At 67.3% G+C, this 24343-nt stretch carries 27 protein-coding genes and 1 tRNA gene; 17 read left to right on the top strand and 11 right to left on the bottom strand.

Annotation, left to right across the window (positions count from 1 at the left end; translation table 11 throughout):
• Positions 1-8 precede the first annotated feature (8 nt).
• Positions 9-818 carry a tRNA cyclic N6-threonylcarbamoyladenosine(37) synthase TcdA gene (tcdA, locus tag MVF76_RS00385; RefSeq protein WP_297526541.1) on the top strand — a complete coding sequence of 270 codons (810 nt, stop codon included), beginning with the start codon at positions 9-11 and terminating at the stop codon, positions 816-818.
• Between the two features lie 178 nt (positions 819-996).
• On the opposite strand, the gene MVF76_RS00380 is transcribed toward tcdA, so the two are convergent.
• Positions 997-1740 carry a ferredoxin--NADP reductase gene (locus tag MVF76_RS00380; protein WP_297526539.1) on the bottom strand — a complete coding sequence of 248 codons (744 nt, stop codon included), beginning with the start codon at positions 1738-1740 and terminating at the stop codon, positions 997-999.
• Positions 1741-1865: 125 nt separating this feature from the next.
• Entirely contained in the window at positions 1866-2519 is a 654-nt protein-coding gene (locus tag MVF76_RS00375; protein ID WP_297526537.1) for a thioredoxin family protein, read from the bottom strand.
• A 139-nt stretch (positions 2520-2658) separates the two neighbouring features.
• Between MVF76_RS00375 and msrA the strand changes: the two genes are divergently transcribed.
• On the top strand, positions 2659-3297 hold the full coding sequence (gene msrA, locus MVF76_RS00370) for a peptide-methionine (S)-S-oxide reductase MsrA (protein ID WP_297526535.1): 639 nt from the start codon (positions 2659-2661) through the stop codon (positions 3295-3297).
• 64 nt (positions 3298-3361) lie between these two features.
• On the opposite strand, the gene MVF76_RS00365 is transcribed toward msrA, so the two are convergent.
• The 3 genes from MVF76_RS00365 to MVF76_RS00355 are packed head-to-tail and all read right to left on the bottom strand — an operon-like array spanning position 3362 to position 5999.
• Positions 3362-3898, bottom strand: coding sequence for a histidine phosphatase family protein (locus tag MVF76_RS00365; RefSeq protein WP_297526532.1), 537 nt, complete (start codon positions 3896-3898; stop codon positions 3362-3364).
• 4 nt (positions 3899-3902) lie between these two features.
• A complete protein-coding gene (locus tag MVF76_RS00360) occupies positions 3903-5606 on the bottom strand; it encodes a potassium channel family protein (RefSeq protein ID WP_297526530.1) in 1704 nt (567 codons plus the stop codon).
• Positions 5607-5615: 9 nt separating this feature from the next.
• Positions 5616-5999 (bottom strand): DUF6394 family protein, encoded by a 384-nt coding sequence (locus MVF76_RS00355; RefSeq protein ID WP_297526528.1) that lies wholly within the window; start codon positions 5997-5999, stop codon positions 5616-5618.
• 206 nt (positions 6000-6205) lie between these two features.
• On the opposite strand from MVF76_RS00355, the gene MVF76_RS00350 reads away from it, so the two are divergent.
• The 5 genes from MVF76_RS00350 to MVF76_RS00330 all read left to right on the top strand — a co-directional run bounded on the left by MVF76_RS00350 (position 6206) and on the right by MVF76_RS00330 (position 10274).
• The gene (locus MVF76_RS00350) at positions 6206-6973 is read left to right on the top strand and encodes a response regulator (RefSeq protein ID WP_297526526.1); all 768 of its coding nucleotides are present in this window, start codon (positions 6206-6208) and stop codon (positions 6971-6973) included.
• Between the two features lie 51 nt (positions 6974-7024).
• Positions 7025-8101 carry a PA0069 family radical SAM protein gene (locus tag MVF76_RS00345; protein ID WP_297526524.1) on the top strand — a complete coding sequence of 359 codons (1077 nt, stop codon included), beginning with the start codon at positions 7025-7027 and terminating at the stop codon, positions 8099-8101.
• 76 nt (positions 8102-8177) lie between these two features.
• Positions 8178-8609: a CDGSH iron-sulfur domain-containing protein gene (locus MVF76_RS00340; protein ID WP_297526522.1), complete on the top strand. Its 432-nt coding sequence runs from the start codon at positions 8178-8180 to the stop codon at positions 8607-8609.
• Entirely contained in the window at positions 8606-9316 is a 711-nt protein-coding gene (locus tag MVF76_RS00335) for a rhomboid family intramembrane serine protease (RefSeq protein WP_297526520.1), read from the top strand. Before MVF76_RS00340 ends, MVF76_RS00335 begins: the two co-directional genes overlap by 4 nt.
• Positions 9309-10274 (top strand): metallophosphoesterase, encoded by a 966-nt coding sequence (locus tag MVF76_RS00330; RefSeq protein ID WP_297526518.1) that lies wholly within the window; start codon positions 9309-9311, stop codon positions 10272-10274. Before MVF76_RS00335 ends, MVF76_RS00330 begins: the two co-directional genes overlap by 8 nt.
• 127 nt (positions 10275-10401) lie before the next feature.
• Here MVF76_RS00330 and MVF76_RS00325 read toward each other — a convergent pair whose 3' ends face one another.
• Positions 10402-10896 (bottom strand): CDP-archaeol synthase, encoded by a 495-nt coding sequence (locus MVF76_RS00325; RefSeq protein WP_297526517.1) that lies wholly within the window; start codon positions 10894-10896, stop codon positions 10402-10404.
• A 314-nt stretch (positions 10897-11210) separates the two neighbouring features.
• Between MVF76_RS00325 and MVF76_RS00320 the strand changes: the two genes are divergently transcribed.
• From MVF76_RS00320 to relA, 8 genes are read left to right on the top strand one after another with little or no spacing between them, the layout of a single operon-like run.
• Positions 11211-12926: an HDOD domain-containing protein gene (locus tag MVF76_RS00320; RefSeq protein ID WP_297526515.1), complete on the top strand. Its 1716-nt coding sequence runs from the start codon at positions 11211-11213 to the stop codon at positions 12924-12926.
• On the top strand, positions 12919-13365 hold the full coding sequence (locus MVF76_RS00315) for an ATP-binding protein (protein ID WP_297526513.1): 447 nt from the start codon (positions 12919-12921) through the stop codon (positions 13363-13365). Before MVF76_RS00320 ends, MVF76_RS00315 begins: the two co-directional genes overlap by 8 nt.
• Entirely contained in the window at positions 13343-13672 is a 330-nt protein-coding gene (locus tag MVF76_RS00310) for an STAS domain-containing protein (RefSeq protein WP_297526511.1), read from the top strand. Before MVF76_RS00315 ends, MVF76_RS00310 begins: the two co-directional genes overlap by 23 nt.
• 7 nt (positions 13673-13679) lie before the next feature.
• Complete coding sequence (locus MVF76_RS00305; protein WP_297526509.1) at positions 13680-14468, top strand: MlaE family ABC transporter permease; 789 nt, start codon at positions 13680-13682, stop codon at positions 14466-14468.
• A 7-nt stretch (positions 14469-14475) separates the two neighbouring features.
• Complete coding sequence (locus tag MVF76_RS00300; protein WP_297526507.1) at positions 14476-15294, top strand: ABC transporter ATP-binding protein; 819 nt, start codon at positions 14476-14478, stop codon at positions 15292-15294.
• Between the two features lie 5 nt (positions 15295-15299).
• Positions 15300-16241, top strand: coding sequence for an MlaD family protein (locus MVF76_RS00295; RefSeq protein WP_297526505.1), 942 nt, complete (start codon positions 15300-15302; stop codon positions 16239-16241).
• Positions 16241-17038: an ABC-type transport auxiliary lipoprotein family protein gene (locus MVF76_RS00290; RefSeq protein ID WP_297526502.1), complete on the top strand. Its 798-nt coding sequence runs from the start codon at positions 16241-16243 to the stop codon at positions 17036-17038. The genes MVF76_RS00295 and MVF76_RS00290 overlap by 1 nt, the downstream gene beginning before the upstream one ends.
• Positions 16933-19128 carry a GTP diphosphokinase gene (relA, locus tag MVF76_RS00285; protein ID WP_297526499.1) on the top strand — a complete coding sequence of 732 codons (2196 nt, stop codon included), beginning with the start codon at positions 16933-16935 and terminating at the stop codon, positions 19126-19128. Before MVF76_RS00290 ends, relA begins: the two co-directional genes overlap by 106 nt.
• 184 nt (positions 19129-19312) lie before the next feature.
• Here the strand turns inward: relA and MVF76_RS00280 are convergent.
• The 5 genes from MVF76_RS00280 to flgA all read right to left on the bottom strand — a co-directional run bounded on the left by MVF76_RS00280 (position 19313) and on the right by flgA (position 22172).
• Positions 19313-19389: transfer RNA gene (locus MVF76_RS00280), tRNA-Arg, on the bottom strand.
• Between the two features lie 18 nt (positions 19390-19407).
• On the bottom strand, positions 19408-20151 hold the full coding sequence (locus MVF76_RS00275) for a flagellar brake protein (RefSeq protein WP_297526497.1): 744 nt from the start codon (positions 20149-20151) through the stop codon (positions 19408-19410).
• A gap of 378 nt (positions 20152-20529) precedes the next feature.
• On the bottom strand, positions 20530-21015 hold the full coding sequence (locus MVF76_RS00270; protein ID WP_297526495.1) for a flagella synthesis protein FlgN: 486 nt from the start codon (positions 21013-21015) through the stop codon (positions 20530-20532).
• A gap of 1 nt (position 21016) precedes the next feature.
• Complete coding sequence (gene flgM / locus MVF76_RS00265) at positions 21017-21343, bottom strand: flagellar biosynthesis anti-sigma factor FlgM (RefSeq protein WP_297526493.1); 327 nt, start codon at positions 21341-21343, stop codon at positions 21017-21019.
• Between the two features lie 115 nt (positions 21344-21458).
• On the bottom strand, positions 21459-22172 hold the full coding sequence (gene flgA, locus MVF76_RS00260; protein WP_297526491.1) for a flagellar basal body P-ring formation chaperone FlgA: 714 nt from the start codon (positions 22170-22172) through the stop codon (positions 21459-21461).
• A gap of 125 nt (positions 22173-22297) precedes the next feature.
• Between flgA and MVF76_RS00255 the strand changes: the two genes are divergently transcribed.
• Both MVF76_RS00255 and MVF76_RS00250 read left to right on the top strand, forming a co-directional pair.
• Positions 22298-23248 (top strand): chemotaxis protein CheV, encoded by a 951-nt coding sequence (locus MVF76_RS00255; protein ID WP_297526489.1) that lies wholly within the window; start codon positions 22298-22300, stop codon positions 23246-23248.
• 104 nt (positions 23249-23352) lie between these two features.
• A complete protein-coding gene (locus MVF76_RS00250; RefSeq protein ID WP_297526487.1) occupies positions 23353-24240 on the top strand; it encodes a CheR family methyltransferase in 888 nt (295 codons plus the stop codon).
• Positions 24241-24343 lie beyond the last annotated feature (103 nt).

Genomic DNA, 24343 nt, shown 5'->3' with positions numbered 1-24343 from the left:
GGGGCAGGATGAACGACACCGACGACTGGCAGGCCCGCTTCGGCGGCATCGAGCGACTCTATGGCACCGAGGCCGCGGGCCTGCTGCGGGGACTCAGGGTCTGCGTGGTCGGCATCGGCGGCGTCGGCTCCTGGGCTGCGGAAGCGCTGGCACGCAGCGGCGTGGGCCAGCTCACGCTGATCGACCCGGACGACATCGTCCTGTCCAACATCAACCGCCAGGTGCATACCCTCACCTCGACCCTGGGCCAGCCCAAGGTAGCGGCCATGGCCAAACGCGTGGCGGCCATCCATCCCGGCTGCGAATGCCGCCCGGTGGACGATTTCCTTACCCTGAAGAACCTGCCCGAGCTGATCACATCGGAATACGACTATGTCATCGACGCCATCGACAGCATCCGCTTCAAGGCGGCGCTCATCTATCACTGCAAGCGCAACCGGATTCCGATCATTGCCACCGGCGGTGCAGGTGGCCTGACCGACCCCACCCAGGTCAGGGTGGCCGACCTCACGCTCACATACAATGACCCGCTGGCCGCCAAGGTCCGCTCGCGGCTGCGTGCCGACCATGGCTGGACCCGCAATCCGAAGCGCCGTTTCGGGGTGGAATGCGTGTTCTCTGCCCAGCAGCAGCTCTATCCGCGCGGGGACGGGACGGTGGGGCATGCCAAGCCGGGCGTGCAGGGTGTGACCCTGGACTGTAGTCTCGGCTACGGCTCGACCAGTCTGGTGACGGCGACCTTCGGCCTGGTTGCCGCCTCGCGCGCCATCAACCGCAGCCTGAGGCGCAAGCTCGGTCACGCCATCGCGCGGGACTGACCGGCAGCGTGCGCCGTGGCGGCGGGGATGGGGATGGCCACGGAATCCACTGCATCCACGGAGGCTTCCGGGCGCACGACGTACTCTGGCGCCCTTTTCCCTTTCGTGGATTCGGTGGGTTTCGTGGCTCTTTTCGCTTTTCGCCTTTCAGCCCGCCAGCCTCGATACCGTGCAGGCCTCAGTGATATTTTTCCACCGTGATGTGCCCCGGGTCGCGGCGTCGGTGGCGTTTCATGCCGCGGGCCTCGAGCACGGCAGTGGTGTCGGCGATCATGGCCGAGTTGCCGCACAGCATGACGTGGGCGCTGTCGGGTGCGAGTGGCGTGTCTGCGGCGGCCTCCAGCCGGCCGGACTCGATCAGTGCCGGGATGCGCGCATCCAGCATGCCGGGGCGACGCTCGCGGGTGAGCGTGGGCAGCCAGCGAAAGCGGTCCGGGTGTTCGGCCTGCAGTCTTTCCAGCAGCCCGGTGTGGGTCAGGCCCGCGGCCGTGCCGGTGGAGTGCACCAGCACCACCCGCCCGAAGCGTTGCCAGGGTTGTTGCGTCTTGAGGATGGACAGGAAGGGGCCGAGCCCGGTGCCGGTCGCCAGCAGCCAGAGGCTGTCGGCATCCGGGATCTCGTCAAGTACCAGAAAGCCGTTGGCCTGGGGGCCGATCCACAGCCGGTCGCCGGGCGCGAGTTCCGCCAGTCTCGGTGACAGAGGACCCTCGGGTACAACGTTGAAGAGGATTTCAGCCGGCCGTTCCCCCGGTGCATTGACCAGAGAATAGGGCCGGGCCACCCTTTCGCCCTCCAGGTCGAGCCCCACGCGCACGAACTGGCCCGCCTTGAACGCCGGTAGTCCGGCATCGAAATACAGCGAGATCAGGCCCGGACTCCACTCCCGCCGGTCGGTGACTGTGGCTTCGATCCAGTCAGCCATGCGTTTTGCCCTTTGTGTCGATGGTTGCTTCCTTACATGAATCCGCGGCTCGCCTGTCTCAACCCCGCGCAGCGCATGGTTGGGTGAAGGACAAGCCACACACGCGGCCCCTGGCCGAGAACGGATCAGGCGCCGGCCCGGTCCAGCGCGTCCAGGGCCTCGATGGCCGTCTCGCGCACGTCCGCATCCGTGTCTTCACGCAGGGGTTCGAGCCAGTGCCGGGCCTCGGGGGCGTGACTCAGTCCCAGATAATAGGCCGCATCGTTGCGGGTGCGGGCATCTTCCGCTCGGGTGAGTGCGCCGAGTTCGGGGACCAGCGCCTGCAACCCCGGCGTGCCGGCGAAGGTTTCCATCAGGGCGCCGATGCCAATGCGCACCGACAGCTCGGTATCGGGATCGGACAGCAGCGGCAGCAGGGCATGAAAGGCCAGCGGGTCGCGCCGGAGCAGCCGTTCCACGCGCGCGATCTGGCCGGTGGCGAGCATTTCGCTGATGTAGGCCTGCAGGCCCTCCGGTGTCGCCGCGCGCTCGATCCACTGCTTCAGTTCGGCGGCGCTGTGGTTGCCTTCCAGTTCGAACGGCCCGAGCTGCAGGAAGGGCACGCCGCGCACGTCCGCCTCCCGGGCGAGGTCCGGGCGTTGCTCGACATTGATCACCTCCAGTCGTCCGAGCCGGCCCTGCTTGACCTGTTCGGTGAGAGCGGCCAGTACGGTGGGGCAGTGGGGACAATGGGTGCCGATGTAGAGGCGGGCGTCGGGCGATGTCGGAGCGGAGTTCACGGCTATCCTCGAAGCGGTTTCGGTGGCGCCGAGTATACCCGTGCGACGCCCGGGACGCGCGGTGCCTGCGGGCGCGCAGGGCTTGTTCGCAATGGACGAGCGGCAGCGTTAGCATGTGCGTGGCGACGAGGAGGCGCACATGGACTGGATGATCCGAAAGACACGCATGGTGACGCCGGAGGCAGCCCTGCCGGGACGGGACACCCCCATGCCGGTGACCAACCGCCATCACGTCAGTGGCCGTCCGCTGCTGCCGCCCTTTCCGGAAGGCCTGGCAGAGGTACTGTTCGGCATGGGCTGCTTCTGGGGGGCGGAACGACGCTTCTGGATGCTGGACGGGGTGTGGGTCACCGCCGTCGGCTATGCCGGTGGCTACACGCCCAATCCGACCTATGAGGAGGTCTGCAGCGGGTTGACCGGCCACAACGAGGTGGTGCGGGTGGTGTACGACCCGGAACGGATCGGGTTCGAGCGGCTGCTGGCGCACTTCTGGGAAGGACATGATCCGACCCAGGGCATGCGCCAGGGCAATGATCTCGGCACCCAGTACCGCTCCGGCATCTACTGCGCGAACGACGAACAGTTAGGAGCCGCCGAGGCCTCTCGTGCGCGTTACCAGGCCGCGCTCGCGGCCGCGGGCCTGGGAACCATCACCACCGAGATACTGCGGATGCCGGCCTTCTACTATGCCGAGGACTACCACCAGCAGTATCTGGCGAAGAATCCCGGCGGCTACTGTGGCCTCGGTGGCACCGGCGTCGATTGTCCGCTGCCCTGACTGGCGGGACGGCTTGTGCCCCTGTCGGCTGAGGTGTCTCGTGTCCTGGTGCACTCTATGCGGGTCAGGGTTCAAGGCGGAACCGCAATATCTCGCAGTTGGCGAAGTCCTGGTCGAGCAGACGGTCTTCGGGCAGCCCGGTGAAGTGGGCATTCAGAATGCGCAGCGTCTCCTCGTGTGCCACCACCAGCAGCACTTGCCAGGGCTGCTGTGCCAGCCAGTCCACAAAGCCCAGTACGCGCTCGCGATAGTCGAGTACCGACTCGCCCCCGGGCGGCCGTATGCGCAGCCGGTCGGGGCGGGTGGCGGCAAAGTATTCCGCAACCGGGCGACCGTCGAAGCCGGTGCGGATGTCGTTGAGCGCGGGATGGACATGGATGGGCACGCCATGGAAGCGGTTGACGATCTCGGCCGTCTCTCGGGTCCGCGGCAGTTCCGAGGCGATCATTGCCTCCAGGGGCACCTCGCGCAGTCTTGCCGCTGCAGCCTCCGCCTGGGCACGTCCCTTCCGGGTGAGATGTACCGGAACCCCGGGATCGTCGTTGCACAGTCCCAGCGCGTTGTATTCGCTGTGGCCGTGTCGCATCAGGTAAAGCTGCATGGTTTCAGCCCGTGGCCGCCCTGCGCCGTGCGAGCCAGCTCCAGACCATGCCCGCCGGACGATCCTCCCCGGTCACCACGAAATTGAGAATGTTCAGATTGAGACAGGTGAAGGCCATGGCCGAACGCTCGCGGGCGTTGCCACAGAACAGCAGGCGGTCGCCCGGCGCGAGGACCAGGTCTTCGTCGGGCAACAGCGTGCGGCGGCTGCCGTGACGATGCAGAAGGCAGACGCAGCGCAGTGCGCGGTCGCGCTGGTGCGGGTCGGTGAGCAGGTGCGCCAGGCGAATCTGCAGACCTTCCCCGATCAGGGTGGTCACCGCCGGGGCCTGTTCCTCGTCGAGCAGGATTTCCCAGGTCTGTGGCGAGCGGTCGGTGACCACGCCGGTTACCCGGCTCACCAGGACGTTGGCCCAGGCCTCGTCCTGCTCGCGGGCGAGTTCGAAGAAGTCCGCCAGCAGCGGTGTGAGGATCAGCGACAGCATGCGCCGGGCAGTGATGGTGCTCGGCTGCATCAGCAGGTCGGGATCGAAGGCGTGGAAGATGTCGTCATTGTCGATCTGGTTCTGTCGGGCGACCGTGAACAGCTTCGGGTTGAGATCCTTGGCCGTGATCAGAATGGAAAGATTGTTGGTATCGTCGTCGGTGCCTGCGATGATGCCGACGGCATCGCGGATACCGGCCTCGAGCAGGGTGTGGGCCTCGGTGCCGCGTCCGATCACGCTTTTTTCCGGCGGATCGGTCGAGACCGGATCGGCTTCCACCACGCGGGCGTCGACGCCCTCGAAGTTGAGGTAGCGCCGGACGGCCTTGCCGAACCGCCCGTAGCCGCAGAGTATCCAGCCGCCCGACGGCGGGGTGACGAATTCCTCCAGCGGGGCATCGTGTATGGCGGTGATCCATTCATGAACCAGGTGCATGGCCGGGGAATGGAACAGCATTCCGAACAGGTCACCGAAGGTCTCGAAAGGATTGATGATGTGATCGGTCCCGAAGGAGGCCATGTTGGCGGCGCTGTCGCGGTGCTCGGCGCGGGCAATCACCTTCATGTCCGGCCGCAGCAGCTTGACGGTCAGTGCGATCTTCAGGTTGGTGGCGTCACGGTTGGTGACGGCGACCACGCCGCGACAGGCCGGGTGATCCAGTCCCGCGGCGCGCAGGTTGGCGATGTCATTGGCATCGGCACACAGCCCTGGCATGTACAGGGGCAGGTCCTCCAGTTCCAGGGCGTGCAACCTGTCTTCGTCGATATCCATGACAGTGGCCGGAATGCCGCGCTCGGCCAGCTCGCGCACGATCAGGCTGCCGGTGTCGCCATAGCCACAGATGACGTAGAAGGGCTCGCGCAGGGCAGCAGCGCGGCGGGAGAAGCTTGAGAAGGCCAGCACCCGGCGGAAGTTCTCGTCACGCAGGATGGTGAGCAACGAGCCGATGGCATACAGCCAGGAAATCACCGTGAGGTAGATCATGACCGTGGTCCACAACCGCTGGGCATCGGTGAACGGGTAGGGCAGTTCGCCGAAGCCGATGGTCGAGCCCATGTAGCTGACCACGTAGAATGCATGGAAGAAACCCATGCGCCAGGGCTGTCCCTGGTCGTCCACGCCCTCGATGAGTGTGTAGCCAAGGATGGAGATGGCGTAGGCCGTGATCAGTACGATCAGCGGCCGCCGCATGCGGCGCAGGACGAGGGAGACGACGTGTTCCACCTTCCGGCCTCAGCGTCGCATCATGACTGTCTCGATGATGAGCAGCACCACCGAACAGACGTTGGCAACCAGCGCGCCTCCGGACAGTGCCACGATGTCTGCCATGATGCGGCCGTCTACGCCCAGTTCCGCCACGTAGGTCGCATAGCCCCACACCCCCACGGCGGCCAGCAACTGCAGGTCGGCTACCAGGCTGGTGGCCAGCAGTACGGCACCGATGTGGGTGCGGTCACCGAACTTGAGCACGGTGGCGATGAGGCTGACGATCAGTGCGCTGAACAGCTCGTAGCGATTGTGATGATCGGGATTGTCGATCTCGCCCATCACGAAGCCGAAGTTGAGGGTGAGGGCAAGCAGAATGAAGAACGCAAAGACGACCTTTTCCAGGTTCATGCCGGACTCCGCAGCGGGATTGCTCCTCGCATGGTATCGCCATCACGCCTGAATACAAGCCTGTTCAGTCGCTTAGAGCCGGCTTCCGCATAATCCCGCGTAATCAGTTGTAAATTCCGCGGCCATTGACTATGTTCAACCGACCACAACAAGAAGAGCCGGCCGCAGCAGGATGACGCGGCCGCCCTCCAGAGGATGGAGCCACAATGAGCCAACATACGATCCTGGTGGTCGACGATTCGCCGTCGGCGCGTCTCGTCACGCGTCGGCTGCTGGAAGGCTGCGGTTATCGGGTGGAGGAAGCCGGTGCTGCGGAGATTGCCCTGCGCGTGATTCCCGTCCTGCGACCCGATGCCGTGGTCATGGACAATCTCATGCCGGGCATGGACGGCTGTGACGCCGCGCTGGAGCTGGCCAGTTCGACCCTGACCTCGTCGATCCCGGTGGTGCTGGTCAGCGCCGGCGTGGACGAGGGCCTGGAGCGCCGGGCGCGGAGCTTCGGCGTGCGCGCGGTGGTGCGCAAGGGCGACGATCCCCGTCAGCTCTGTCGCCTGCTGGACGATCTGCTGAGTGCGCGCAGTATCCCCCTGCACGCAGAGGCGCCTGCCCCGCAGCCGGACCCGGCGCCGAGCGATGCCGATGTCTGGGCGGGCGATGCCGCGCGACGGGTCGCCGAAACCCTTGCCGGAGTGCTGGCCGAGCAGCTCCCGGCGCTCATGCGCCGGCATCTGGAGCAGGCGCTTGCGGCCTCGGAGGCCGCCCTGCGTGCCGATCTCGAACGGTTGTCGGGCGACCTGGCCACGCAGTTGACTTCGCGGCTTCAGGAAGGCCTGGCGCCGCAGCTCGGCGGCCTGGTGCGGGCCACGCTGGAGCAGGCCGCGCAACGCCAGGCGCGCGCGCTGGAGGCGGGTCTGCTGGACCTGCTGGGCGGCGTGAGGGCCCGGCCCGAAAGCGCACGCCGCGCCCGGCACTGATTTCCTGTCCCGGCCCTTGCCCGCGGCGGCGCCGGCTGCTGCAATGGGCGCATGGCCCTTCGCCACGACAAGCCGCTGCGCGGGCGCGGTGCGCTCGGCAATTCCGACAACCGTTACGACACCCGGGCACTGGAGTATGTCGATGACGGCTGGGGTTCGCTCGAGGCCCGTCCGGACCGCATTCCCACCGAGCTGCACGTCGATCGCGCGCGCAGCGTCATTGCGTACAACGATTCGCCCGACGTGCCCTTCGACCGTTCCATCAATCCCTATCGCGGCTGCGAGCACGGCTGCATCTACTGTTTCGCGCGGCCTGCGCATGCCTGGCTGGGCTGGTCGCCGGGGCTGGACTTCGAGACCCGCCTGACCTGGAAGCCGGACGCGCCGGAGATCCTGCGCCGGGAGCTGGCGCGCCCCGGCTACCGTTGTGCACCTCTCGCGCTGGGCATCAATACCGACGCCTACCAGCCGATCGAGCGGCGGTTGCGGCTGACCCGGCGACTGCTGGAGGTGCTGGCGGGGTGCGGCCACCCCGTGAGCATCGTCACCAAGTCGGCAGGCGTGGAGCGTGACCTCGACCTGCTGGTGCCGATGGCCGAGGCCGGACGGGTGTCGGTCGCGGTGTCGCTCACCACCCTGGATGCGGAACTGGCGCGGCGCATGGAACCGCGCGCCGCGGCCCCGCGCCGGCGGCTGGAGATGATTCGCAGGCTGAGCGAGGCGGGCATCCCGGTCAGCGTGCTGGTGGCGCCGGTGATCCCGGTGCTTACCGACGGCGAGCTGGAAACGCTGCTGGCGGCGGCCCGCGAGGCGGGCGCGCTCGATGCCGGCCATGTGCTGCTGCGGCTGCCGCGCGAGGTGGCACCGCTGTTCGAGGACTGGCTGGCCGTGCACGAGCCCCGTCGAGCCGCGCACGTGCTGGCGCGGCTGCGCGACTGCCGGGGCGGAGCGCTCTACGACAGCCGCTTCGGCGCGCGCATGACGGGTACCGGGCCCTATGCGGATCTGATCGCCCAGCGCTTCCGGCTGGCCCGGCGGAGGCTGGGGTTTCCGGGGCTGCCGCCACTCGACTGCAGCGGCTTTCGCCCGCCGCGGGCGGGTGACGATCGGCAGCTCGATCTGTTCTGAGTCCGGGGTGCGGCGTTGCCCGAGGTCCGCCCGGGCGTCAGAATGGCGGCAGACCCTTGTTGTTGCCGGAGCGTCCATGACCACCACCATCCGCCTGCGCCCCAACGGGCCGTTGTACATCGACCAGCCCCTCGTCATCGAGCTGCCGGACGGCAGCCGCGTGGAGCGCCCCGGGGATACTGCCCTGTGCCGTTGTGGCCACACCGGCACCCCGCCCTTCTGCGATGGCAGCCACCGGGTGGCCGGCTTTGCCGATCCCGGCCATGTCGAGGACGAGAAGGCGGAGGTACCCGGGGCGGCGACCGGCCCGCTGCAGATCACGGTGCGGCGCAACGCCATGCTGATCGTGCGCGGTCCCGTGGAAATCGTCGGCGCCGACGGCAGCTGCACTACCCGCAACAAGGCCGCGCTGTGCCGCTGCGGGCAGTCGGGCAACCGGCCCTTCTGCGACGCCAGCCACCGCCGCTGCGGATTCGCCATCGATGGCGAGGCGGACGCCGGCGCATGATTCCGCTGCACGACGACAACCCGACCGAACGCCCGCCCATTGTCACGGTGACCCTGATGGGGCTGTGCATCCTGGTGTTCCTGTGGCAGCTCAGCCTGGGACGCGCGGGGCAGGTGGCGGTGATGGCGCTGGGTGTCATACCGGGGGTGCTGTTCGGCCACGCCCAGCTCGATCCCCAGCTGGCCTGGGTGCCGCCCTGGACCACCGTCTTCACCAGCATGTTCCTGCACGGCGGCTGGATGCACCTGATCGGCAACATGCTCTACCTGTGGATCTTCGGCAACAATGTCGAGGATGCCATGGGCCACGGCCGCTTCCTGCTGTTCTATCTGGTCTGCGGGGTGGCGGCGGTGTTTGCCCAGGCGCTGCCGAATCCCGAATCGACCATTCCCATGATCGGTGCCAGTGGCGCCATCTCCGGTGTGCTCGGCGCCTATCTGCTGCTCTATCCCCACGCCCGGGTGGTGGTGGGCATCCCGCTGGGGTTCCTGCTGCACACCATGGTGCTGCCCGCCGGCTGGGTACTGGGCTTCTGGTTCCTGTTCCAGCTCATCAGTTCGGCGGCGGCGCCGGCCAGTAGCGGCGGCGTGGCCTTCGGTGCCCACATCGGCGGTTTCGTCGCCGGCATGCTGCTGGTGCCACTGTTCAAGCGTCGGGAAGTGCGGCTGTGGCAGCCGCCGCATCACGGGCGTTCCTGGCATGAATGAGGCCCTGCGCTGTCCGCCCATGCCGGAGACGGTGCGCGAGCAGCTCGAGGCCCGCATCGGCCGCACCCATCTCGCCCAGCGCCTGGGCATGGAATGCGACTACGAGGCCCGGGTGTTCGCGCCCGGCCGCACCTTCTTCCACATCGAGAACTGGTATTCCATCCACGGCTGGATGCGCGGCCTGCTGCGACTCAGTGGCCTGCACGGACGTGGCCAACGCAACGCGCGGCGTATCCGGATCCGCGAGCGATCGGTGGCCCTGCCACGGCTGGATCCGGCCTTCGAGGGTTTCCGCATCCTGCAGGTGTCGGATCTTCATCTCGACATGGCCGACGACATGCCGGCGGCGCTGATCGAGGCCGTGCGCGGGCTGGAATACGATCTGTGCGTGCTCACCGGCGACTTCCGTGCCCGTACCTTCGGGCCGTTCCAGGCGGCCGTCGAGGGCCTGGCGAGGGTGCGGCCGTACCTGCGCGGCCCGGTGCTGGCGGTGCTGGGCAATCACGATACCATCCGCATGGTCCCGGACATCGAGGCGCTGGACATCCGGGTGCTGCTCAACGAATCCACCGTCGTCACCCGCCGCGAGGCGGCGCTGCATGTAGCCGGTATCGACGATCCGCACTTCCACCGTGCCGACAATCTGGAACGGGCTGCCGAGGCCATACCGGGCGATGCCGTCAGCCTGCTGCTGGCCCATTCCCCCGAGATCTACCGCCACGCCGCCTATGCCGGCTTCGACCTCATGCTCTGCGGCCATACCCACGGTGGCCAGATCTGTCTGCCCGGCGGCATTCCCGTGATGTGCAATGCGCGTGCCCCGCGTCGCTTCTGCCGGGGCGCATGGCGCTTTCGCGACCTGCAGGGCTACACCTCGACCGGTTCCGGTGCCTGCGTGGTCGACGTGCGTCTCAACTGCCCGCCCGAGGTGGTGGTGCATCGGCTGACGCGCGGCTGATAGCGGGGTCTTTGATGTCTTTATTTGAGCGTAGCTTCCTCAATGCTGAGGTTGCAGAGCATGTTCATGTGCAGGCCGTCCTCTCCCTTTCCCTTCGCGTCATGGACCCCCTGTCCGGCCAGGGATGTCACCAGGGGTGCTTGCGGATGTGCAGGGCGTAGAGGATGCGTGACAGCACCAGCTCGGCGACCAGGAACAGCATCACCATGGCCAGGAGTTGCCAGGGGCCGAAACGGTAGAGGGGTTCCACCAGCAGCAGCGGCAGCAGACTTTCGGGAATCTGGTCCAGGCCCAGCGCCATGCCGCTGGAGGGGATGCCCATCCGGCGCTTGACGAAGCTGGCCAGCAGGTCGCCCGCCATCGCCCCGATGCCGATCAGCAGGCCGGCCAGCGCCGGCTCGCCCAGCACCCAGGCCGCCAGCGGTGTCAGCAGCACCGCGGCCAGGATGCCCCGCCAGGTCTTGGACGGCCCGAGCCAGGGCCGGCCGTCGGGCGCCCGCCGTCCGCCGTCCACCGGTCGGCCCTCGCGGCCGCCCGCGAGCAGGCGCGCCAGGATGGGCGCGCCGTTGGCCAGAATCAGCAGGCCCAGGACGATCAGGGCGTCGATCCAGGGTTCCGGCATGCGGTTTGGGGTCCTTGCGTCTCGCCCGTGAGGATTTTCAGCTTACCCGCGACCCGCGGGTTTCACCACGGGGACGAGGAAATGCCCGCAAATCCCTGTATTTTCGAAGCGGGAACCCGATGTGTCCTGTTCACCCGGCTGGCCTGCTGTCGGCGTATCCGGATGACGCCCGCCATCGCGCGCCCGGCGGCGGGCCTGGTACAGAATTCCTCCCCGGCGCCGATAACCCGGCCGAAGGCACGGGCCGGGCGGCCCGCGCATTGCCACTCAGGCGGCAGCGGGTGCAGCCGCTGCCGACCGACGAAGAACCGCTCATGGAAGAAGCCCTCGCCCTCGACCAGCTGCGCCCCACCGACCTGCCCGCGCCGCCTCAGGCCGCGCTGCAGATCGTTCAGGCCTGTTCGCGCCCGGACATCGATGCGCGTCGCCTGGGCGAATTCATCACCCGCGACCCGGTGCTCACGGCCGAATTGCTGCGGGTGGCCAATTCGGCCTTCTTCGGCTTTCGCTCCCAGGTCAGGTCCGCCGCCCACGCGGTCGCGCTGCTCGGTCAACGCGCCCTGCGCAACCTCGCGCTCTGTATCGCCATGCGCGATGCCCTGCGCAAGGAGGCCATTCCGGGCATGCCCCTGGACCGCTTCTGGGAGGCTGCCTTGCGGCGTGCGGTCTGCGCGCGGGCATTGGCAGACATTGCGGGACTGGACGTCGATGAATGCTTCACTGCCGGCCTGCTGCAGGATTTCGGTCTGCTGGTCCTGTTCTACCTGTATCCCGACCGCGTGAGCGAATGGGCGCGGCTGGAGGCGGCCAATCCCGACGACCGGCTGGAACTCGAGCGACAGCTCTTTGGCCATACCCACGAGCAGGCCGGGCAGGCGCTGGCCGCTGCCTGGGGGCTGCCCGAGGATCTGGCCGCGGCCATCGGTCATCATCATGCGCCGGTGTTCGGCGAACTGTCCGGCGAGATCCGGCAACTCTGCCGCGTGGCGCGCTGCGCGGACTGGATGGCCGCGGTGTTTTCCGCGGCCGACAAGCGCATCGTCTATGCGCGCTGCGGCAAGGTACTGGACGAACACTTCGATCTGGATGCCGAGGCCGTCGACGGCCTGCTGGACGGTGTCGGCGAGGCCATTGCCGAGGCGGCCAGCCTGCTGGGCTTTCGCATCGACCGCCAACCGGCGCTGGAGGAAGTCCTGCGCGAGGCGAACCTGCGTCTGGCCGAGGAAAACCTCAGCTTCCAGGAACTCACCTGGCGCCTGCAGCAGACCCTGGCCGAGCGCGACGCCCTGGCCGCGGAACTCGACCGCGAGCTGGCCCTGGCGCGCGAGGTGCAGTGCGCGCTGCTGCCGCGCCGCAGCACACCCGAGGAAGGTGTGCTGGGACTGAATCTCTCCGCCCGCCAGGTTTCCGGCGATTTCTACGACCACTTCACCGCCCGCGATGGCTGGCGCTACTTCGCCATCGCCGATGTGTCGGGCAAGGGCATGCATGCGGCGCTGCTGATGGCCAAGACCAGCAGCCTGTTCCACTGTCTGGGCAAGGGTGTCACCGATCCCTCGGCGCTGCTGGCCATGCTCAACCGCGAGCTGAGCGAGAACGCCATCCGCGGCATGTTCGTGACCATGGCGGCGGGCATCTTCGACCCCGAAACCGGGCGCGGCCGGCTGGCCAATGCCGGTCACCTGCCGGTGCTGCAATTGCGGGGCGACGGTGCCTTCCGCGAATGGCCGGCCAGTGGGCCGCCGCTGGGCGTGTTGCCGGACAGCCGCTACGAGAATCTCGAATTCCGGCTGGAAGAGGGCGCGCTGTATCTGTTCACCGACGGCGTGACCGAGGCGCGACAGCCCGGTGGCGGCGAGCTGGGCCTGGGCGGACTGAAGCGGCTGATCCGCGAGCACGCCGGGGCGCCGCTGGAACGGCGCTTGCATCAGATCCTGCATGGAGTCCAGGGACGTCAGGAATCGGCCGCGGACGACCTCACCCTGCTGGTCGTCGACAGCGGCGCCATGCGGGGTGGAAACGGTGGCTGAGACCCTGTTTTCGGGTCGTTTCGATGCGAGCCCGGCCGAGTTGCAGCGAATCCGCGACGGATTGCGCGCGGCGCTGGAGGATGCGGGCGTGACGGGAAGCCGGCGCGATGCCGTGGTGATGGCAGTCAACGAAGCCTGCATGAACGTCATCCAGCATGGCTACGCCGGTCGCCCCGGCTGGATCGGGGTCACGCTGGGGTTGGATGGCGACCGGCTGGAGGTCTGCATCGAGGACGGGGCGCCCGCGCTGGACCCGGCCCGCGTGCAGCCGCGCGACCTGGCCACCGTCCGCCCCGGTGGTCTCGGCGTGCACTTCATGCGCAGCCTGATGGACTCCGTCGAATACCGGCCGGACCCCGGCGGGACCGGCAATCGCCTGATCATGCAGGTTCACCTGTACCAGCAAGAGGGAAACCATGAGTTACGCAGTGAGCCGTGAGAAGGGCTGGGCCGTGGTGGGGCTCAGCGGCGAGATCGATATGCATCGGAGTCCGGAGGCCCGCGCGGTGATCCTGGGCTGTCTGGACGATGGCCAGCCGACCCTGGTCGACCTGTCTGCCGTCGACTATATCGACAGTTCGGGCGTCGCCAGTCTGGTCGAGGGACTGCAACACGCGCGGGAGCGCGGCCTGCAGTTCGCTCTGGTCGGGGTCAGCGCCACAGCGCTGAACGTGCTCAAGCTGGCGCGTCTGGACCAGGTGTTCACCCTCTACCGCAGCCTGGCGGAAATACCGCAGGCGGCCTGAGACCCTCATGCGCGCGGCGATGGAAAGCCTCGGGCGCCGGGTGGTCAACGGCGTGGAGGAATTCGGCTACGGCTCGGCGCTGCTGGCCGAATCCCTGTACTGGCTGTTCGCGGGCCCCTGGCAGCAGCAGCCGGTGCGCCTCTCGGCAGTGGCCACCGAAATGATGCGCATCGGTGTCAGCGCCATCCCGGTGGTCGTGATTCTGGCCTTCGCCAACGGGGTGATGATGGCGCTGCAGGGTATCCATACCCTGCGTGATTTCGGCGCCGAGTCCCAGGTCATCCCCGGACTCGCGTTGTCCATTACCCGCGAATTCGGCGCGCTGATCGTGGGCATCGTGGTCGCCGGCCGCTCGGGCTCGGCGATCGCGGCGCGCATCGGCGCCATGCAGATGTCGCAGGAAATCGACGCCCTGCGCGTGCTGGGCGTCAATCCCGTGCGCCAGCTCGTCGCGCCCATTCTGGTGGCCATGCTGGTCATGTTCCCGGCGCTGACCGTGCTTGCCAATGCCGCGGCGCTGACCGGCGGTGGCCTGCTGTGCAGCTTCCAGTTGCACATGAGCCTGGGTGCCTTCTGGGATGCGACCTTTGCCGCCATGGTGCTGGACGATCCCATACAGGGTTTGGCCAAGAGCCTGGTGTTCGCGGTGCTCATCACGCTGGTGGCCTGCATCAACGGCTTTCTGGCTACCGGCGGTTCCGAAGGGCTGGGGCGCTTCACCACGCGCTCGGTGGTGCTGTGCATCGCCGCCATCGTGATCGCCGACATGATCTTCACCTTCTTCCTGAGTCGCTGAGGCGGGCATGCAGGCGACCGACACCCAATCCCGTCCCGCCGAGCCCGTGATCGAGGTCCGCGGCCTGGTTACCCACTATGGCGAGCGGCGCATTCTGGACCAGGTCGACCTGCGCGTGGAAGCAGGCGAGATCCGCGTCATCATGGGTGGCAGCGGCTCGGGCAAGTCGACCCTGCTGCGCCATCTGCTGGGCCTGAACCGCCCCAGCGCGGGCGAGATCCGCCTGTTCGGCCGCGACCTGCACAGGCTGAGCGCCCGCGAGATGTACGAACTGCGACGCCGCATCGGCGTGTCCTTCCAGGGCGGGGCGCTGTTCAATTCCATGACCGTGGGCGAGAACGTGGAATTCCCGCTGCGTGAGCACACCCGGCTGGACGAGAAGACCATGCGCATCATGGCGCGCATGAAGCTGGAAGTGGTCAACCTGGCCGGCTTCGAGGACCTGATGCCGGCCCAGCTCTCGGGTGGCATGGTCAAGCGCGCCGCGCTTGCACGGGCCATCGTCATGGATCCGCAGGTGCTGTTCTTCGACGAGCCCTCGGCCGGTCTCGACCCGGTGGTCTCGGCCGAGCTGGACGAACTGATCCTGCGCCTGCGCGAGGCCATGGGCATCACCATGGTGGTGGTGACCCACGAGCTGGACAGCGCCTTCAAGATCGCCGACCGCATCACGGTACTGGATCGCGGCCGCATCCTGATGACGGGCACACCGGATGAACTGAGGCATTGCGACAACGAACGCATCCAGGCACTGCTCAATCGCACGCCGGACACGGAAGCCATCGACGCCGAGGCCTACCTCGAGCGACTGACAAGGATGAACTGAGTGCGATGAAGCGCGACAACATCAATTACCTGGCCGTCGGCCTGTTCGTGATCCTGATGCTGGCGGTGGCGCTGGTCGCCCTGTATCGCATCACCGGGCGGGTGGGCGACACCGAACCCTATTACGTGAGCTATGCCAACATCGCCGGCCTGGGCAGCGGCACGGTGGTGACCTACGAGGGCTTCCAGGTCGGCTATGTGCGTGCCATCGAGCCGCAGCAGACCGACAGCGGCACCCGCTACCGGCTGGAACTGCGCATCCGCGACGACTGGCGCATTCCGGTGGACAGCCGGGCGCGCATCCACGCCTCGGGACTGCTGGCAGAGACGGTGATCGACATCGACGAGGGCAAGGCACGCGAATTCCTGCCGCCCGGTGCCGAGATCGAGGGCGCCCCTGGCATGGACCTGTTCGCGGTTCTGAGCGAGGTGGCCGAGGATGTCGGTGGCCTCACCCGCGGCACGCTCAAGCCGCTGCTGGAGAACCTCGACCGGCAGATCGGCACCGTCGGCGGCGCGCTCGGCGAGCGGGTGCCGCGCATCCTCGCCGATGTCGAGAGCCTGGTCGGCCGGCTGGATGCCAGTGCCGCCACCCTGTCGCGGATACTGGATGGCGACAACGAACAGCGGGTGGACAACATCCTGGTCAACGCCGAGCGCATGTCCGCCGATCTGGCCAGCCTGTCGGCAACGCTGCGCAATTCCGAGCAGGAGCTGACCGCGCTGATCGGCGAAGCCCGGGGCCTGGTCAACGACAATGCCGGCGACGTGCGCGAGACGGTGCGCGGCCTACGCCAGAGCATGGATCGCATCGCGCGTTCGCTGGATGGCATGCTGGCCGACCTGGAGAGCGCCAGCCGCAACATGAACGAGTTCAGCCGCCAGTTGCGCAGCAACCCCGGCGTGCTGCTCAACAGCCGGCCGCCGGCCGACCGGGAGCGTCCGTGATGAAGCGCGTGAGACAGGGAAGCCTGCTGCTGCTGGTGTGTGCCTGGCTGCTGACGGCCTGCGGCGGCGGGGCCGTGGCACCGGAGACTCGCTACTACCGGCTGGATCCGGAACTGCCGGCGGCCGATCCGGCGCTGGCAGCGCTGCCGGCCGTGGTGGTTGAACGCTTCACCGCCTCGCCCCTGTATCGCGGTCGCGAGCTGGTGCACGGCGAGGCCGACCGTCCGCTGGCGCTGGTGCGTCACCACTATCATTACTGGCACGAGGCGCCGCCGCTCATGCTGGCGCGGGCCCAGGTACACTGGCTGCGCGCCGCCGGGCTGGAGGCGCGACTGGCGGGGGAGGGCGCGCCCGCCCGCTACCGGGTGCAGGGCCACATCGCCGCGCTCGACCAGATCTACGACGGCGCGCAGGCGCGCGCCCACCTGCATCTGCAGCTGCGGCTGGTCGACAGCCGCAGTGATCGGGTGCTGGCGCGCGCCGACTACGACCGCTGGTCGTCGCCGGTTCCGGCGCGGGCCTACGATACGGTCGCGGCCTTCCGTTCCCTGCTGGCAGAAATCCATGCCGACTGGCAGCGGCGACTGGCGGAGGCATTGGCCCGGATGCCAAGGGCCGACCTTGAAACCTCGATTTCCGGTCTACACTTTGAAGAGGCGGGGAATGGCCCGATCTCATGGAGACTCGATCCGTGGTCGAAGCAAGGCATGACAGCACCGGTCTGGTGCCGGTGGCGGATCGCGGGCACTGGCTGGCCCGTCTGGGCGAGGGCCGCTCCGACGCGGAACGGGTTCTGATCGCGCGCGCCATCGAGCGTGCCGAGGCCGCCCATGCCGGCCAGCGGCGGGCCTCCGGCGAGCCCTATGTCGAGCACTGCCTGGCGGTGGCTGCCATCCTGCAGGAGCAGCACCTGGACGCCGAGGCCATCGTTGCCGGCATTTTGCACGATACCCTGGAAGACACCGAATTGACACGCGCCGACATCGCCGCCGAGTTCGGCGAGGTGGTGGCGCGGCTGGTTGACGGCGTCACCAAGATGGGTCACCTGAGCCGCTTCCGCGATGCCTCCGAGCGCGCCCGCGACCAGGCCGAGAGCGTGCGCAAGCTGCTGCTGGCCATGGTCGAGGATGTGCGCGTGGTGCTGATAAAGCTGGCCGACCGGCTGCACAACATGCGCACCCTCAAGTACCTGAGTGGCGAACGCCAGCGCCGCATTGCGCGCGAGACGCTGGAGATCTACGCGCCGCTGGCCAACCGGCTGGGTATGGGCCAGGTGAAGTGGGAACTCGAGGACCTGTCGCTGCGCTACCTGGACCCGGACACCTACCGCGACATTGCGGCGCGGCTGGACGAGAAGCGTGTGGACCGCGAGCGCTACATCGAGCGCGTGGTGCGCCAGTTGCAGCGGGAGCTGGCCCACGCCGGCGTGCGCGCCGAGGTCACCGGGCGCCCCAAGCACATCTACAGCATCTGGAAGAAGATGCAGCGCAAGAACGTCGATTTCCACCAGATCTTCGACGTGCGGGCGGTGCGTATCCTCACCGAGTCGGTGGCGGACTGCTATGCGGCGCTGGGCGTGGTGCACAGTCTGTGGCATCACATCCCGAAGGAATTCGACGACTACATCGCCAATCCCAAGCAGAACAACTACCGCTCGCTGCACACCGCCGTGGTCGGGCCGGGCGGCAAGACGCTGGAGGTGCAGATCCGAACCCGAGACATGCACGAGCATGCCGAGCTGGGCGTGGCCGCACACTGGCGCTACAAGGAAGGCGCCCGTTTCGATGCCGCCTTCGAGCAGAAGATTGCCTGGTTGCGGCAGCTGCTGGAGTGGAAGGACGAGGAATCCTCGGCCACCGATTTCGTCGACCGCTTCAAGGCCGAGTCGGGTCATGAGCGGGTATACGTGCTCACGCCCGACGGCGAGGTGGTCGACCTGCCGCAGGGGGCGACGCCGCTGGACTTCGCCTACTACATCCATACCGAGATCGGCCACCGCTGCCGCGGGGCCAAGGTCAACGGCCGCATCGTACCGCTCACCTACGAACTGCAGAACGGCGAGCAGGTGGAGGTGCTGACCACCCGCCAGGGCGCGCCCAGCCGCGACTGGCTGAGCCCGCATCTCGGCTACCTGCGCACGCCGCGGGCACGCGCCAAGGTACGGCACTGGTTCCGCCAGCAGGACCAGGAAAAGAACATCGCTGCCGGTCGCGCCGCGCTGGAGCGCGAACTGTCGCGGCTGGGCATCGAGGGCCTGGCCTGGGAGCGGCTGGCCGAGCGCCTGGGCTTCGCCGAGGTGGATGCCATGCTCGCGGCCATCGGCAGTGGCGATCTCAATTCCGCCCAGCTGGTGGGCGCTGCCAGCGAACTCACCCGTAGCGAAACTGCGGAAACCCCGGCCACTGCCCCTGCGCGACGGCGGCGCGGCGAGGGCGAACGCGGCATTCGGATACAGGGGGTGGGCAACCTGCTGACCCATGTCGCCCAGTGCTGCCGGCCACTGCCTAGCGATGCCATCGTCGGTTACATCACCCGGGGCCGGGGGGTGACCATCCATCGTCAGGACTGCCCCAACATGCTGCGTCTGCGGCCCGAGGACCGCGATCGCCTGATCGAGGTGGAATGGGGCGAGGGGGGCGGCCAGACCTATCCGGTGGACATCCAGATCCTGGCCTTCGACCGCGCCGGGCTGCTGCGCGACGTCACCTCGGTGCTGGCGGGCGAGAAGATCAACGTGCTGGCGGTGAACACCCACACCGACAAGCGGGATCACGCCGCCCACATGCAGCTCACGGTCGAGATCAGCGACCTCGGTTCGCTGAGCCGGGTGCTGAGCAGGATCAGCCAGTTGCCCAACGTGGTGGAGGCGCGGCGCAAGGCGCGCTGATTGCGGTGGGCCGGAGATGCAAGGGGCGGCAATGTCCTTCCCCTGTGCGCCCTGCCTCGGTGAACTCGGCGTCTCTGCGTTCTCGGCATTTGTTCCGCCGATGCCGACAGGTCGGCCGTTCGAGTCGGGTGGTCAGCTGCGGCGCTGCGGATCACCCAGGCTGTCCGGTACCGAAGGAAATGAATGGCGCCCCGGAGACGACTCGAACGTCCGACCTAGCGCTTAGGAGGCGCTCGCTCTATCCAACTGAGCTACCGGGGCGGGAAAGGGCATTGTACCTCAGCGGCGGGTCTTGCGGCGCAGCAGGTCGCGCTCGAGCTGCGCGACGAAGCGGCTGAGGCGGGTCTCGATCTTCGGGGGCAGGTGCAGGAAGCGGCCGCCTATGCGGGTGACGTGCTTTTCGGTGTCTGTGCGGGCGAAACGCACCTCGACATCGGTCCGGACGGGATCGCCCTTGGGCAGCTTGAGGGTGCAGTCGGGGATCACCAGGCCCTGGCGCAACTCCTTTTCGGTGTCCAGGGTCAGCCCGATGCCGCCAACCGACAGGTCGTGCAGATGGCCCTGCAGGCGCTCCCCTTCATCGAGGGTCAGCAGGACCGGGATGTCGGTGTCCAGGGTGACATGCACCCGGTAGGCCGAGCGGCGCTGATAGTAGCTGAGGGAATCGGGGATCCCGCCGCGGTAGAAGGCGACGCCGTCGCGGCTCTGTTCCACCTGCACCCTGCAGACGAAATTGATCTCCACTCCCTGGCAGCGGCAGAAGGCGCGCAGCACACCCTTTTCCTGCACCAGTTCGTGACCGCGGGGTTGGTTGAGTTCGTCGAGGAGGATGTAGCCCTCGTCGGCGTCGACCTCCAGCAGCATGCTGTTGAAGGTCAGTTCGCTGCCGGGGATGCGGATGGTGAGCAGATTGCGGCTGTCGCGGATGCGTCTCAGCAGGCCGACGATCTGTGGAAAGTGGGTGACCTTCTCGGCCTTGCTTTCATACCGTGAAGCCTGCCCCCTGGGTGGTGCCTCGGCCATCTGCAGAGCCTTGTCTGTATCCGTCCCCGAAGGACCTCCATGATACGCAGCAAGTCACGGAATTCCAAACGCTTGCAGAGTATTAACCCGGCAACCCAATATATCGTGTTCAGCCAGGCTGTGCCGGCCCACAGCAAGGCGTCGGCGCGCCGCTGTAGCACCCCTACAGCAAGCGACGACAACGCAGACTGTGGGCCGGTACAGCCCGGCCTTTCCCTTGATCTTGAACCTGTCAGGGATGCAGAGAAAGCCCCTGCACTGCGTTGTGGCGCTTGCCAAGGGCAGGGCCATTGCCTGTGAGCCACGCCTTGTTCACCGCCTTTCTCTGCATCCTGAATACGATATATTGGGTTGCCGGGTTAATAATGTCCGGTAATGTCAGGCGGATCCGAGATTGCGCCCGACAGTGCCGGGGGCCGGGGTACGTTCGCCGCGTTCGCCATAGGTGAGGGTGCCGGGCTGGCGGCCGCGCAGAATCGCCAGGGCGTCCTCGACATGGCGGCGGCTGAGTTCCACGTGGGCGCCGTTGGCACGATTGAGTCGCTGGCAGTCTTCCAGTCGCAGCAGCAGGGCGCGCCAGCGTTCGCGCAGTCGGCCGCTGCGGTCGACTGCGGCGAGCAGGGCCTGCATGCCCGCGGCGGTGTCGGGCTGGCGTGCCCGGTCGAGCAGGGCGCGCCGCGTGCCGTCGAGCTGCTCGAGTTCGGCGAAGCAGGCCAGCTTGCGCTGGGCGACGTCGGCCATGCGGGCCAGGTCGCGCTCGGCGAGCACCTCGATTTCCTGCTCCAGCGCCTCGGCCAGCCGGTCGACGGCGGCCTCATGGGCGTCGAGGAGTGCCTCGGTCTGTTGGTAGGGTGTGCGGCCCATCTCAGCTTGCGTCGCCGAGCGCGCGTTCCAGGCTGCTCATTTTCGCGGCGATGCGCTCGGCGTTTACCTCAAAGGTGCCGTTGGCCAGCGCCTCGCGGATCTGCGCCACCCGGTTGCCGTCCACCTCGGGCTGTTCGGCGATGCGGGCCTCCAGGGCGCGCAGCTGCCGGGCCTGCGGCGTCAGGGTGACCTGATCGCTGCCCGGTGCCGGGGCGCCGGTCTTGCCGTCCTCGGCCTGCTGCGGGTTGGCATTGCCCACGCCCTGGCTGCCGGCCTGGCCGTCCAGTCCCACGTGCGAGGGAGGAAGGTTGTTGATTTCAATTGCCATCTCGGTCGTCTCCTGACTGCTGTTCCGGTAATTTCGATGCCGGTTTTTCCGTCCGGCTCGATCAGGGTATCGGTTGCTGTTTCAATAACTTTAGCGCCATTTTGTCGGGGCGCCACTAAAGCGTCACTTTTACGACACCTGCGCCGGCAACCCGTCCCTCGACAATGCGCCGGGAGCTGAGGGCGCGGACCCGGACCCGCTCGCCGGCGCGGCCGTCGCTGACCGCCTCGCCCTGCATGCGGACCTGGATACCCCCCTGATCGGCGACCAGCGTGACCCGGTCGCCGCGGCTGATCAGCTTGCGTCCGCGCACCAGTGCCGGCCGCAGCGGGGTGCCGGCGGGCAGGGCGCGCACGGCGACCTTGCCCAGGATCTCGGCGGGGTCGTCGAAACCGCCGCCCTGCAGACGGGCGAGGTTGCGTTCGGCCAGCACCAGGTCGTCGCGGCTGAGCGTCTCGCCTCGCGCAATGGCCCGGCGCGTGACCAGCATCTTCTGGAAAACATCAATCTGTCCAGTGACATACAGGCTCCAGCCGGGCAGGTCGGGGCAGCTGACCTGGACGCTGCTGCGGCCGATCAGGCGGGCGCCATCCGGCAACCGGGCTTCCAGCGGCTGCCGGCAGGGTGCCAGCTTGAGCCGGGGGTCCAGGCGGCCGATACGGACCTCGACCCGCCCACTGTGGTGGGCGGAGGCCTGTTCCAGCAGCAGGGCCTCGGCGCTGGCGCGGATGGCTGCCAGGTCCTGCGCCGCGGGTGCGGCAACGGTCCATCCGGCCAGGGCCAGCGGCAGCGCGGCGAGCATACGGATAAGTCGGATTCCGTTGAGCATGGGTTTCCTCGCGATGTCCTCTGCGCAGGAGCGATGCAAGTGCCGTGCCGGGTAAAGGAAGGTGGCCACGCGCCGATAATCGGGCATGACCCCTCGCATTCAGCCCTGAGCACAGGAGAACGGGAATGAGCAGCGTACTCGCCAGCGTCGACCAGCGCACCCAACTCGCCGGCCACAACCGCCTGGAAATCCTCATGTTCCAGCTCGGAACCCCGCAGCGTTTCGGGATCAACGTGTTCAAGATCCAGGAAGTGATCCAGTGTCCGCCGTTGACCGACGTGCCGCATGCCCATCCGGTCGTGCGGGGCATTGCCAACATGCGTGGCAAGACCATTCCGGTGCTGGATCTGGGCATGGCCATTGGTGCCGGGTCCGCCGATCCCAAGGATGCCTTCGTCATCGTTACCGAGTTCAACCGCAGCGTGCAGGGCTTCCTGGTGCGTATGGTGGACCGGATCGTCAACATGAACTGGGAACAGATCATGCCGCCGCCACAGGGAGCCGGAAAGGACAACTATCTCACCGCGGTCACCGAGATCGATGGCGATCTGGTCGAGATCATCGATGTCGAACAGGTGTTGTCCGAGGTCATCCGGATGGAGGAGACGGTTTCCGCCGAGGTGCTGGAAGAGGCCCGGGCCGATGATGACGATATCCTGGAGCGCCCTCATGTCCTGGTGGCGGACGACTCGATGGTGGCACGCAACCAGATCAAGCGCACGCTCGACCAGCTCGGCATCGAGTGCACCCTGGCCACCGACGGCAAGAAGGCGCTCAACCAGTTGCTCACCTGGCTGGAGGAAGATCCGCAGCGGGTCGAGCGCCTGTCCATGGTGATCTCCGACGTGGAGATGCCGGAAATGGACGGCTATACCTTTACCACCAAGGTACGCGAGCACCCGCAGCTTCAGCATCTGTATATCCTGCTGCACACCTCGCTGTCCGGCGTGTTCAACAACGCGATGGTGGAGAAGGTCGGCGCCAACGAGTTCATCGCCAAGTTCAAGCCGGACCTGCTGGCCAAGTCCGTGCTCAAGCAGGTGGATCGCAAGCGCGCGCAGCTCCGAGGTGACTGACCGGTCACCGGACGCCTGTCCCGTGGGCGCCCGCCGGGCGCTTGCGGAAGCGTGACGGCACCCGCCGGTACGGAAGCAGCAAGGGAACAAGCAGGGATCCCGGTTTGACACGCAGCGCAATCAACGACGACCACTATGATGCCTTCCGGGACTACCTGGAAGAGGCCTGCGGCATCCTGCTGGGCGACAACAAGCACTACCTGGTCATGAGCCGGCTGGGTCGCCTGCTGATCGAGGAAGATATTCCGGACCTGGGTGAACTGGTGAAGCGCCTGAAGGCGGCCTCGGGGCGGCGCCTGCGCGAGCAGGTGGTCGAGGCCATGACCACCAACGAGACCTTCTGGTTTCGCGATGCCTTTCCGTTCGACATCCTGAAAGAGATCATATTTCCCGACCTGGCCGAGCGCCGGGTACGCAAGGTCCGCATCTGGTCGGCCGCCTGTTCGTCGGGCCAGGAGCCCTATTCCATCAGCATGACGGCGCAGGAATACCTGAGCGCCCATCCGGGCCGACTGGGCGAGGTCGAGATCCTGGCCACCGACATCTCGCCGGCCATTCTCGAGGAGGCCAGGGCCGCGCGCTACGATGCGCTGGCGGTGGCGCGCGGCCTGTCCGAGGAACGCCGGGAGCGCTTCTTCATGCCCTTCGGCCGTGACTGGAAGGTCAAGCCGGAGATCACAGGGCGGGTGAGATTCAGCCAGCTCAACCTGATGCAGAGCTATACCCTGCTGGGCAAGTTCGACGTCATCTTCTGTCGCAATGTGCTGATCTACTTCTCCACGGAATCCAAGCGCGACATCCTGGCGCGCATGGCCCGGGCGCTGAATCCCGGCGGCTATCTGTTCCTGGGTTCGTCCGAGTCCATCACCCAGTACTCGGACGAGTTCGAGATGGTTAAGGCGCGCCGCGGTTCGGTGTACCGGGTCAAGGACGATCTGCCGCGGCTCGCCGGGGCCACACCGCGACCGGCCCTGAACAGCCGCCGGGCCTGAGCGGCCGGCCACCTTGCCGTCAGGCGGCGGGATCTTGCCGCCTTGCCGCCCCGTCCGTCCCCTCGGTGCCACTGGCGGCCACGCGCTGCCCCGGCCTTGTCTG

Source organism: Thiohalobacter sp. (genome assembly GCF_027000115.1).
Classification (GTDB): Bacteria; Pseudomonadota; Gammaproteobacteria; order Thiohalobacterales; family Thiohalobacteraceae; genus JALTON01.
Note: the sequence above shows the minus strand (reverse complement) of the source record. Positions and strands in the feature narration are given on the sequence as shown.

Bases quoted from the DNA above. Each gene is read 5' to 3' on its own strand.
- MVF76_RS00270 (WP_297526495.1), bottom strand. From the start codon at position 21,015: ATGGGCCGCACACCCTACCAACAGACCGAGGCACTCCTCGACGCCCAT.
- MVF76_RS00300 (WP_297526507.1), top strand. From the start codon at position 14,476: ATGCAGGCGACCGACACCCAATCCCGTCCCGCCGAGCCCGTGATCGAG.
- MVF76_RS00350 (WP_297526526.1), top strand. From the start codon at position 6,206: ATGAGCCAACATACGATCCTGGTGGTCGACGATTCGCCGTCGGCGCGT.
- flgA (WP_297526491.1), bottom strand. From the start codon at position 22,172: ATGCTCAACGGAATCCGACTTATCCGTATGCTCGCCGCGCTGCCGCTG.
- MVF76_RS00305 (WP_297526509.1), top strand. From the start codon at position 13,680: ATGCGCGCGGCGATGGAAAGCCTCGGGCGCCGGGTGGTCAACGGCGTG.
- MVF76_RS00290 (WP_297526502.1), top strand. From the start codon at position 16,241: ATGAAGCGCGTGAGACAGGGAAGCCTGCTGCTGCTGGTGTGTGCCTGG.
- msrA (WP_297526535.1), top strand. From the start codon at position 2,659: ATGGACTGGATGATCCGAAAGACACGCATGGTGACGCCGGAGGCAGCC.
- MVF76_RS00325 (WP_297526517.1), bottom strand. From the start codon at position 10,896: ATGCCGGAACCCTGGATCGACGCCCTGATCGTCCTGGGCCTGCTGATT.
- MVF76_RS00255 (WP_297526489.1), top strand. From the start codon at position 22,298: ATGAGCAGCGTACTCGCCAGCGTCGACCAGCGCACCCAACTCGCCGGC.
- MVF76_RS00355 (WP_297526528.1), bottom strand. From the start codon at position 5,999: ATGAACCTGGAAAAGGTCGTCTTTGCGTTCTTCATTCTGCTTGCCCTC.
- tcdA (WP_297526541.1), top strand. From the start codon at position 9: ATGAACGACACCGACGACTGGCAGGCCCGCTTCGGCGGCATCGAGCGA.
- MVF76_RS00275 (WP_297526497.1), bottom strand. From the start codon at position 20,151: ATGGCCGAGGCACCACCCAGGGGGCAGGCTTCACGGTATGAAAGCAAG.
- MVF76_RS00345 (WP_297526524.1), top strand. From the start codon at position 7,025: ATGGCCCTTCGCCACGACAAGCCGCTGCGCGGGCGCGGTGCGCTCGGC.
- MVF76_RS00335 (WP_297526520.1), top strand. From the start codon at position 8,606: ATGATTCCGCTGCACGACGACAACCCGACCGAACGCCCGCCCATTGTC.
- flgM (WP_297526493.1), bottom strand. From the start codon at position 21,343: ATGGCAATTGAAATCAACAACCTTCCTCCCTCGCACGTGGGACTGGAC.
- MVF76_RS00295 (WP_297526505.1), top strand. From the start codon at position 15,300: ATGAAGCGCGACAACATCAATTACCTGGCCGTCGGCCTGTTCGTGATC.
- MVF76_RS00380 (WP_297526539.1), bottom strand. From the start codon at position 1,740: ATGGCTGACTGGATCGAAGCCACAGTCACCGACCGGCGGGAGTGGAGT.
- MVF76_RS00320 (WP_297526515.1), top strand. From the start codon at position 11,211: ATGGAAGAAGCCCTCGCCCTCGACCAGCTGCGCCCCACCGACCTGCCC.
- MVF76_RS00310 (WP_297526511.1), top strand. From the start codon at position 13,343: ATGAGTTACGCAGTGAGCCGTGAGAAGGGCTGGGCCGTGGTGGGGCTC.
- MVF76_RS00340 (WP_297526522.1), top strand. From the start codon at position 8,178: ATGACCACCACCATCCGCCTGCGCCCCAACGGGCCGTTGTACATCGAC.
- MVF76_RS00365 (WP_297526532.1), bottom strand. From the start codon at position 3,898: ATGCAGCTTTACCTGATGCGACACGGCCACAGCGAATACAACGCGCTG.
- MVF76_RS00330 (WP_297526518.1), top strand. From the start codon at position 9,309: ATGAATGAGGCCCTGCGCTGTCCGCCCATGCCGGAGACGGTGCGCGAG.